Origin of the sequence: Arthrobacter sp. (genome assembly GCF_031179985.1) — a bacterium.
GTDB lineage: Bacteria > Actinomycetota > Actinomycetes > Actinomycetales > Micrococcaceae > Arthrobacter.
Genome location: NZ_JAPSHJ010000070.1, coordinates 1 through 8357 on the forward strand (window position 1 = coordinate 1; position 8357 = coordinate 8357).

Sequence of the window (8357 nt, forward strand, 5' to 3'; positions counted from 1 at the left end):
GCGCCCACACGGTCGAGCACATCGCTAAGGAATTCGGCGTCACCCGCCCCACCATCTACCGCCACCTGAGCAAACCCTGAATCCAATCCGACGAACGGATCCGGCTCCACCCGTCTCGCTGCCGCCACGACTTTGCGGGTCACGTTTGGAAAGAGAACCAAAGGAGACCCAGGACCGCGCCCAAGAGCGTGAACATGGCGAACTGTGCACGTCGGGGGATGGGTGGGCTGCTGCGACGCTGATAATGGGCGGCCACCAACATTTCTACTGCGCTAAGTGCCATGGCTACGCTCCAAAACACATTCAATCCCCACAGCGCCACAGTGGAGAGCAGGAAAAAGCCGGCCAAGACAACGAGAATCACGACGATTCCTGGTTCCCGGGTATTGGGCAGGGTCGAGGTCAATCCGTGCCTACGTCGTGATCCTCTGGTCGGCAACGTGTTCCGCATACCGTCTTGACACCACACGAGAGGAATGCTGACGGGCACACGCGAGGAAAGCTGTCTCTGTGACGGGGATTGCGACGGGAGTTTTGGGATAACAAATGGGACACACTTGTTACGCGGCATGCCGGGGATCCGGATCGGTGGCGGAGTGTCCCACCGGCAGTGTCCCGAAACCAAGGAAACGGGACACCCGTGACAACGTACCGACAGGCTGACGGGTCCGGTCGGTCTCGGTGCACTTCCCAGATCCGCTGATTAGGTGGTGAGACGGCGCGATCTGCTGGAGGATCCGGCTGTGTTCAGGCGTAGGGCCATGCCACGCTTATCCGGCAGGCTTCTTCTGCTCCTGACCGAACGTGCCAGATCTCCCGTGGCGGGCCAACTGGCGTACCTCCTGTCGCCTCGATCCAGGAGCAGACTTGGTCGTAGGCGGCCAGTATCGCTGGGAAGTCTGTGTCTTCTGCTTCAACCGTAACGACTGCGAAGCGGCCACCGGACAGACGGTAGCTGCGGACACCGTCGTCGGTTTGTCCTGGACTCGGCCGGGATTGCAGGAGCGTGCTGACGGGCAAACACACCTCTAGTGGCCCGTCGCTGTCCTGGTTGATTTCTCCATGGAAGACCCCGAAGGGTTCCGCGGTGACGCTCAGGGCCTTTGAGGCCGCAACGGCAGTGAGCCGGGCCAGGGCTAGTTCTATTTCCTGGTCGAGGTGCTCGACGGTTGTGTGGATCATTGTTGAGAGCACGGGCTGATCCTGCTCAATGGCGGTGCTGACGTTATCCATAGTTTCTCCTGTAAGACGGACGCGTGCCTGGGCAATCAATGTACGGGTCGAAGCTGCTTGCCGGTGGACGGTGAGCAGGTGCTGGTCAAGGACCTGTCCCGCTGCTGTCAGATCGGACTCGTAGTGTCCGAGGAACTCCCGGATCTGCCCCAATGGCATATCCGCGGCACGCAGTAAAGCAATGAGCCGTCCAGCCCGTGTCTGATCGGGGGTGTAGTAGCGGTATCCGGAAAATGGATCCACTTCCGCTGGTGCCAGCAGGCCACTCTCGTCGTAGAGGCGCAGGGCCTTACGTGAGAGCATGGTGGCCTCGGCAAAAGCGCCGATGGTAAGACGTGCTTTGTTGCTCATGAAGTCAGCGTGGTCTCTGTCCTAGGGGGAGGGTCAAGCAAGTGTATGGCGCTCTCCGGAAGTCAGGACGACAAGCCTGCCAAATCCGACGAATAGTCCGCTTCTCCATCGTCCCGGTTCCAAGGAAACCGGACACAGAAACTATGACGAGGGGAGGCGCCGTAGTCTTTTGCCCGCTCCCCATTGTCCCTTCACGTACCAACCCGCTGCGCTGTGCGACGACAGGAGTCCTCGTTCCAAGGTTCGACATAGAGCTCCGGTGGATTAATCCTGGGTTGTGTACGGGCCCAGGCCCAATCTGATAGGAAAGACACTGTGGTATCTCTGAATGACTACCTCTACGACATTCACGACCGGCCGTCGAACGGTGAACTCCGGTTTTGGGTCGGATTTCAAGTGACGATCTTCGGCTCCCTTGGTGTCGCGGTCCCCTTGTTCATCCTGCACTGGGCTGGTGTGCGCCAATGGGCACTGATCGTAATTCCCTTGCTCTGCGCGGCTGCGTCAGTGTGGTGGCTCCTGCGATTCCTCAAGCGCCGTGGCGTAGAGACCAAGGCCAAATACGTGGTTCACGGCGGCAATCCTGCCGGCACGAGTGACCTCCTGTTCGGCAGGGTATCCTACGAGATCACAACGGATGGCCGTTGGAAGTGGCCAACGCCAAGCTCCGGTGAATAAAGCTCCTGGAATGTCCCGCTACCAAGGAAATGGAACAGGCACGACCCTAAGAACCGCAATCACTGGTCACACGGCCATGGTTGCTACTGCTCGAGGCGGATGTCGACCTCGCGCTCGACGAAAGTCCATTCCTCGGTCGCTCTGAGCATGGTGACCAGTTCCTCGAACCCAGCTTCATCGGCGGGGGCGTATTCGAACCAGGTCAGGAAATCGAACGGCTCGCCGAGGTCCCGGCTGTGGTGGAGTCGACGTGCCACGGCGGGCAGGTACTTGAGGCCGATCGCGATGTGACGGGATTGTTCCTCGACGATCGCCCGCCGCTCATCTTGCGAAAGAGCCCACCACGCATGCGATTTCTTGATCGGGATGAGTGCACCGCGGGTCGCCTCAGGCCGCCCGAGACGTGGCGAACGGGCCGACAGTTCGTCGTGCTCCCGCTTCGTGACGTACCTCTGGTGACTCACCACGCCGCGCAGCGCCCAGATAGCTGCTTCCGCGGCGACCCGCTCACCTTCAAGGACCGCGACACGCTCGACCATCGGAAGAGGCGCCCCTGTTACAGCGGTCATATCGCGCACAGACCAGGGGCCCTCATGGCCTCCTGCAAACACAACCGGAAGAATTGGCATGCCACTAATAGTAGGGTCAAGCGGCCATCGACTCCCGGGCTCTGCGCCAGGCCATTGCGCCGCGCCCGCCAGAAGGAAGTGTCCCGACTCTAAGGAAATGGGACGGTGCAAGATGCTGATGTCCCTAGTCGTCGTGGGTTAGTTTGGGGACAACAACACGAGAAGGGATGAAAAGGTGACCTGCCGGCAGACAGCCTGCAGCAGCAACAGACCGTAGGGAGAATCACCATGGGTTTGGATGACAAGATCGAAAACACCTCGGAGAAGCTGGGCGGCAAGGGCAAGGAAGCCGCCGGTGAGGCCACCGGTGATGAGAGCCTGAAGGCCGAAGGCCAGGGCGACCAGGCCAAGTCGGACCTGAAGCAGGCCGGAGAGAAAGTCAAAGACGCTTTCAAGAAAGACTGATTCCAGATAATCAGGAAGGGGCCGCTCCACGATGGAGCGGCCCCTTCCCTGGTTCTGCTGCCTGTCTGTCAGGTGCTGGTGGCGTCCTGCACCTCGCCGACGAGTTCTTCGATGATGTCTTCCAGGAACAGCACGCCGGTGGTGTTCCCCTGGGCGTCAAAGACCCGGGCGACGTGCGCGCCGGTGCGGCGCATGGTCGCAAGGGCGTCCTCCAGCTCGCTGCCGCTGAAAGCGGACGCCAGGCGGCGGATCCGCTTGGCCGGCACGGGCAGGGTGAACTTCTGCGGCGTCGTCAGGTCCATGACGTCCTTCAGGTGCAGATAGCCGGAGGGCTCAGCGTCCTCGTTGGTGAGGATGTAGCGGGAGTAGCCGTGCTCGGCCAGGGCCCGCTGGATGTCAGCCGGCGTCGCGGACTCCGGCAGCAGCACCATCTCCGAAATGGGCACCTCAACGTCGGCCACGGTTTTTGCCGTGAATTCGAAGGCCGCGGTCAGGGTGCCGCTGGTGTCGGTCAGCATCCCGTCCCGGGTGGACTGCTCCACGATGTTGGCCACCTCATCGAGGGTGTAGGCGCTGGTCGCCTCATCCTTCGGCTCCACCTTGAAGAGGCGCAGGATGGAGTTGGCGATCCCGTTGAGCGTCCAGATCACGGGCTTGAAGATGCGTGCGACCAACACCAGCGGCGGGGCCAGGATCAGCGCAGCCCGGGTCGGGACCGAGAACGAGATGTTTTTGGGTACCATCTCGCCCAGGACTACGTGCAGGAACGTCACGAGCAGCAGCGCCGTGACGAACGCGAAGATCCCGATGGCCTCGCCTGATAGGGACGTCAGGCCTAGCGGGATCTCCAGCAAGTGGTGGATGGCCGGCTCGGAGACGTTCAGGATCACCAAGGAACAAACGGTGATGCCCAGCTGGCTGGTCGCGAGCATGAGGGTGGCATGTTCCATGGCCCAGAGCGTGGTTTTCGCGGCCTTGCTCCCGGCCTCGGCCTTCGGCTCGATCTGGGAACGGCGGGCCGAGATGACGGCGAACTCGGCGCCGACGAAGAAGGCATTGACCACAAGGAGCACCACCAGCCAGATGATGCCGGGAAGATATTCACTCATGGGTCAGCTCCTGAGTCAGGCTTTCAACGATGCGGTCATGGGCACTCAGCGGCGTTTCCTGCGATTCGTCCGGGGTGAAGCGGAGCCGCTCCACATGCGTGCCCGCCACCCGTTCCACGCGCAGCATTCCGCCGTGCACGGTGACTTCGTCGCCGAGCTCCGGGATCCGGTCCAGTTCGTCCGTGACGAAGCCGGCGATAGTGTCGTACTCCTCACCGTCGGGGACTTCGATCCCTGTCCGGTCCAGCAGCTCGTCAGGGCGCAGGGAGGCATCGAAGGTGATGGAGCGGCCCGTCCGGACCACACCCACCCGGGCGCGGTCGTGTTCGTCCTCGAGCTCACCGACGATCTCTTCCACCAGGTCTTCGAGCGTGACGATGCCGTCCGTGCCGCCGTGCTCGTCGGAAACGATGGCGACCTGAAGGCCTTGTTTACGCAACAGCACCAGCAGGGTGTCCACGCCCATGGACTCTGGCACCCTCAGGGGCTCGATCATGAGGTCGGAAGCGGTCACGTTCGTCCGCTCTTCCAGTGGCACGGCGAAGGCCTGCTTGACGTGCAGCACGCCCACGACGTCGTCGCGGTCACGGCCGATCACTGGGAAACGTGAGTAGCCGGTAGATGTGGCGAGAGTGACGATCTGTTCCGCCGTGTCATCGGCGTTAACTGTGGCCATCCGCACCCGCGGCGTCATAACGTCAGCCGCGGAGTGCGCCGAGAACCGCAGCGTCCGGTGCAGCAGGACGGCGTGGTCCTGGTCCAGAACGCCTTCCAAGGCGGAGCGGCGGACCAGGAAGCTGAGTTCCTCGGCGGTGCGGGCGCCAGAGAGTTCTTCCTTAGGCTCGATGCCGAAGGACCGGATGATCGCGTTAGCGGTGTTATTGAACAGCACGATCACTGGCTTGAACATTGCCGTGAAAAGGGCCTGGAACGGGATCACTACCTTGGCCGTCGCCAGCGGGAGCGCCAGGGCGAAGTTCTTGGGAACGAGCTCACCGATCACCATAGAGAAAATGGTCGCGATGAAAATGCCGACGACGGCGCCTATCCCGGGCACCACGGCCTCGGGGAGTCCCGCACCAACCAACGGATCTCGCAACAGGGAGCTGATGGCCGGCTCAAAGGTGTAACCAGTGAGGAGTGTGGTCAGCGTGATGCCGAGCTGCGCACTCGAAAGATGCGTCGAGGTGATCTTCAGGGCCTTGATCGTCGGTGTAAGACGCTTTTCCCCGCGGGCCTGACGGGCCTCCAGATCGTTGCGGTCCAGATTGACCAGAGCGAACTCGGAGGCAACGAAGAATCCGGTACCCACCGTGAGGATCAGGCCGATCCCGATCATGATCCATTCATACATTCGGGCGCCCCTCTCCCGCGGTGGCCGGAGATCCGGTCAGAAGGTTGAGGGGCCTGGGCATATGTGAAGGAGGGTCATCCATAATGCAAACAGTCTATCGGCCACCTCCCGCCACCCTCGCGACGATATGCCCACAGCGGACTGGCTACACAGGCGCAGCCGATCATCTGGCGCGGTGGAATGAGAGCGCGCACTGCGTCACCAGTCACGGTCAGGCCTGACACCGTGAAAGCAACGTGAACAACACTCTAGATAACGGTCCGGCACGGCGAATATTGGCGGGTACGCGCGGACGCGTCGATTACATCAACGACACCGCCGGAACGGCTAGAGGAAACACATATTCGAATCAACACGCAAAATCTTGGCGACCATCTCGGGCCGCCGGGATCTAAGTCCGGGGGAGGGCACTGACAAAAGAACACCTTGACGGTTTTAGCCCGGCACGGCAGCTGCCGGTTGTGTCACGATGTTCGTGATTTGCCGTCTATGCGGTGGGCGATGTTTTTCGCCTATAGGCTCCAATCGGGGGACAGCCAATGATCGAACCACATCTCCTTGTTTATGCCGGCGTGCTGGTGGTATTCATCATCGGTGCCATGGTCCTGGCCTTGTGCGTGGTCATCTTCCGGTTTATCGAGCGCCGGCGGGTGCGTAACTCCCAGTCCGAGGGCGATAGTCATGACCGGGCTATCGAGGAGACAGCGACCCCGGGCTCCACTGGGACAGCCTTTGCCCTTCACATAGGCCCAGCGAAGGTTGCACAAGCCGGCCACGTACCCATAGAAATACGAAATTTGAAAATTCCGCCCGTACCACCCGTTCCCCAAGTACTGTTCCCGCTGCACGCCCATTACAGACGGTCCGATAACCACGGGAAACGTCATCAGGAAACGCAAGCTGCAGCGTTAAGGACGTTTGCTGGGCAAACGGATGCCCATCTCGGCTCATGCAATGCTTCCCCTGGTTGCCAGCATGAGAGCCCCGCGCAGGGCGCTGCGATTGATGCAAGACTTTCCTCGGCGCCCAGTGGTGACGGACGGTTTTCACAGGACCGCCCGTCCCACACCACTTCTCCCGCTCATTCTTCTTTGAGCTGATGATCGTCCTTCCTAGGCTGTGCACATTCGCCGGTAACGGAAGGTGAGAGGATTAGCTTTTGCCGTGCACCTGTGGGGGAGAGGCAACGGGCAGGCTACCAGAGCCACCGATTCCCTATTGGACAGCGGCGATTTTGGTCGCAGGGTTCCCTTACCGTGTCATCGCGGGGACGATGACTGCCAACCAGATAAAGCCCAGGGCTACACTGATCCATCCGAGAACTTTTCCGGCGGTTGCCTTAACCCCTAAAACCTCCGCCTTGTGCGCCTGAACGAGGGCCAGGGGGCCGAAAACTATTCCAAGGACAACCAAACCAATGACACCGATGGTCTTCCAGGCGCTACTCGCTGGGGAAGTGCTTGCGTATTCCATTCAGCGTGTCTCCAGTCCCTGCCGGATACCCTATGTCACTGGGCCCCACTTGAATGGTGTCGTCGGGCGAGAAGATACTGATGGAGAACGTACCGCCGTCCACGTCCTTGGTTTTCTCCAGGATCACCGGAAGGGCTTCCTTGAGGGACTCACCGAGAACGTCATCATCCCCGCTGGTCCCGACCAGCTTTATGTTGATGAAGTTTCCCGACGTGTTCATGTTCACATGGGCGTTGGCTGACTGAACTCCCGAGACAGATGTTGCGGCTTCCTCCATCTCGGTTTCCAGCTTGTCTGCCTGGGCTGTCTGATCCAGCCCACAGGATGTGAGGGAAAGCGTGAGCAGTCCTGCAATGGTTGCTCCAGCGACTGACCTTAGGATTCGGCTCATCTGTTAGACCGGGCTGACGTGCACAATGATGACCTGAACGTCCTTGACGCCGTCGTAGCGAAGGTCGTAGGTAACATCGAGCCCGGTTGATGTGCCTGGGCCGAGTGCGAATCCACTCTTGTCCTCAGGCCTGCTGGAGATGGATTCGATCCAGCCCTCTGCCGACTCTTTGTCTATGCCGTAGCGGTCAACGCCGTTACGGATCAAAGAGGTGTAGTCCTCCAGCGAATTGGCCGTGAGGAAGTACGTGACCTCACTGAAGTCTGGCCCGTTGTCCATGCCGTTCAGGCGCAGCCGGTCTGTGGTGGCGCTGACGAGACCCTTGGGCCCTTCAATGTCCAGCTTCATGGCGCCATCGCTGATCTTGACATCCGGCGCCTGGCTTGTCCCACCCTGCAGGCCGACGCTCTCTTTGGTGAGCTGTCCGGAGGTCATATCCAGGCGGACAGCTTTGGAGGCCTTGATCTGTGCGATGCCGGCGGTATCCAGGGTTGAGTACCCGTCGGCCGCGGTAGCTGTTGCAGTGGCCGTTGCGTCACTGCCTCCATAGGGCACGACGCAGCCGGTGAGCAGTAGCGGTACGAGCAGAAACGATGCGGTAATGCCCCAGCCACGCCAAATAATCATTTCGCTAGACTATCTAAGTTCTCCCCGATGTCCGAACCCGCGTATTTTCGCAGCCAACGGCTTTTCCTGCAGCCCGATGATGGCCTGGGCCGGCACTTTGACGCTGA

General features: G+C 60.7%; 11 protein-coding genes. 3 read left to right on the forward strand and 8 right to left on the reverse strand.

All coding sequences use genetic code 11. The features are described from left to right. A partial coding sequence (locus tag RIN13_RS18960) for a helix-turn-helix domain-containing protein (RefSeq protein ID WP_309108881.1) occupies positions 1-80 on the forward strand: 80 nt, incomplete at its 5' end. Between the two features lie 59 nt (positions 81-139). Here the strand turns inward: RIN13_RS18960 and RIN13_RS18965 are convergent. Both RIN13_RS18965 and RIN13_RS18970 read right to left on the reverse strand, forming a co-directional pair. Next, the gene (locus RIN13_RS18965; protein ID WP_309108866.1) at positions 140-364 is read right to left on the reverse strand and encodes a hypothetical protein; all 225 of its coding nucleotides are present in this window, start codon (positions 362-364) and stop codon (positions 140-142) included. Positions 365-747: 383 nt separating this feature from the next. Then, positions 748-1584, reverse strand: coding sequence for a MerR family transcriptional regulator (locus tag RIN13_RS18970; RefSeq protein WP_309108867.1), 837 nt, complete (start codon positions 1582-1584; stop codon positions 748-750). A 315-nt stretch (positions 1585-1899) separates the two neighbouring features. On the opposite strand from RIN13_RS18970, the gene RIN13_RS18975 reads away from it, so the two are divergent. After that, positions 1900-2262 carry a hypothetical protein gene (locus RIN13_RS18975; protein WP_309108868.1) on the forward strand — a complete coding sequence of 121 codons (363 nt, stop codon included), beginning with the start codon at positions 1900-1902 and terminating at the stop codon, positions 2260-2262. Between the two features lie 83 nt (positions 2263-2345). Here the strand turns inward: RIN13_RS18975 and RIN13_RS18980 are convergent, their stop codons facing one another. Further along, positions 2346-2891, reverse strand: coding sequence for a chlorite dismutase family protein (locus RIN13_RS18980; protein WP_309108869.1), 546 nt, complete (start codon positions 2889-2891; stop codon positions 2346-2348). A 228-nt stretch (positions 2892-3119) separates the two neighbouring features. Here RIN13_RS18980 and RIN13_RS18985 point away from each other — a divergent pair, with 228 nt between their 5' ends. Continuing rightward, a complete protein-coding gene (locus tag RIN13_RS18985) occupies positions 3120-3296 on the forward strand; it encodes a CsbD family protein (RefSeq protein ID WP_309108870.1) in 177 nt (58 codons plus the stop codon). 68 nt (positions 3297-3364) lie between these two features. Here the strand turns inward: RIN13_RS18985 and RIN13_RS18990 are convergent, their stop codons facing one another. From RIN13_RS18990 to RIN13_RS19010, 5 genes are all read right to left on the reverse strand, one after another. Continuing rightward, on the reverse strand, positions 3365-4405 hold the full coding sequence (locus RIN13_RS18990; protein WP_309108871.1) for a hemolysin family protein: 1041 nt from the start codon (positions 4403-4405) through the stop codon (positions 3365-3367). After that, complete coding sequence (locus RIN13_RS18995; RefSeq protein WP_309108872.1) at positions 4398-5759, reverse strand: hemolysin family protein; 1362 nt, start codon at positions 5757-5759, stop codon at positions 4398-4400. The genes RIN13_RS18990 and RIN13_RS18995 overlap by 8 nt, the downstream gene beginning before the upstream one ends. A gap of 512 nt (positions 5760-6271) precedes the next feature. Then, positions 6272-6442 (reverse strand): hypothetical protein, encoded by a 171-nt coding sequence (locus tag RIN13_RS19000; protein WP_309108873.1) that lies wholly within the window; start codon positions 6440-6442, stop codon positions 6272-6274. 758 nt (positions 6443-7200) lie between these two features. Further along, a complete protein-coding gene (locus RIN13_RS19005) occupies positions 7201-7623 on the reverse strand; it encodes a hypothetical protein (protein ID WP_309108874.1) in 423 nt (140 codons plus the stop codon). A gap of 3 nt (positions 7624-7626) precedes the next feature. Continuing rightward, positions 7627-8250, reverse strand: a complete 624-nt coding sequence (locus tag RIN13_RS19010) for a hypothetical protein (RefSeq protein ID WP_309108875.1) — start codon at positions 8248-8250, stop codon at positions 7627-7629. Positions 8251-8357 lie beyond the last annotated feature (107 nt).

Coding starts and splice junctions, on each gene's coding strand:
- RIN13_RS18995 (WP_309108872.1), bottom strand. CDS start 5,759: ATGTATGAATGGATCATGATCGGGATCGGCCTGATCCTCACGGTGGGT.
- RIN13_RS18970 (WP_309108867.1), bottom strand. CDS start 1,584: ATGAGCAACAAAGCACGTCTTACCATCGGCGCTTTTGCCGAGGCCACC.
- RIN13_RS19010 (WP_309108875.1), bottom strand. CDS start 8,250: ATGATTATTTGGCGTGGCTGGGGCATTACCGCATCGTTTCTGCTCGTA.
- RIN13_RS19000 (WP_309108873.1), bottom strand. CDS start 6,442: ATGACTATCGCCCTCGGACTGGGAGTTACGCACCCGCCGGCGCTCGAT.
- RIN13_RS18985 (WP_309108870.1), top strand. CDS start 3,120: ATGGGTTTGGATGACAAGATCGAAAACACCTCGGAGAAGCTGGGCGGC.
- RIN13_RS18990 (WP_309108871.1), bottom strand. CDS start 4,405: ATGAGTGAATATCTTCCCGGCATCATCTGGCTGGTGGTGCTCCTTGTG.
- RIN13_RS19005 (WP_309108874.1), bottom strand. CDS start 7,623: ATGAGCCGAATCCTAAGGTCAGTCGCTGGAGCAACCATTGCAGGACTG.
- RIN13_RS18980 (WP_309108869.1), bottom strand. CDS start 2,891: ATGCCAATTCTTCCGGTTGTGTTTGCAGGAGGCCATGAGGGCCCCTGG.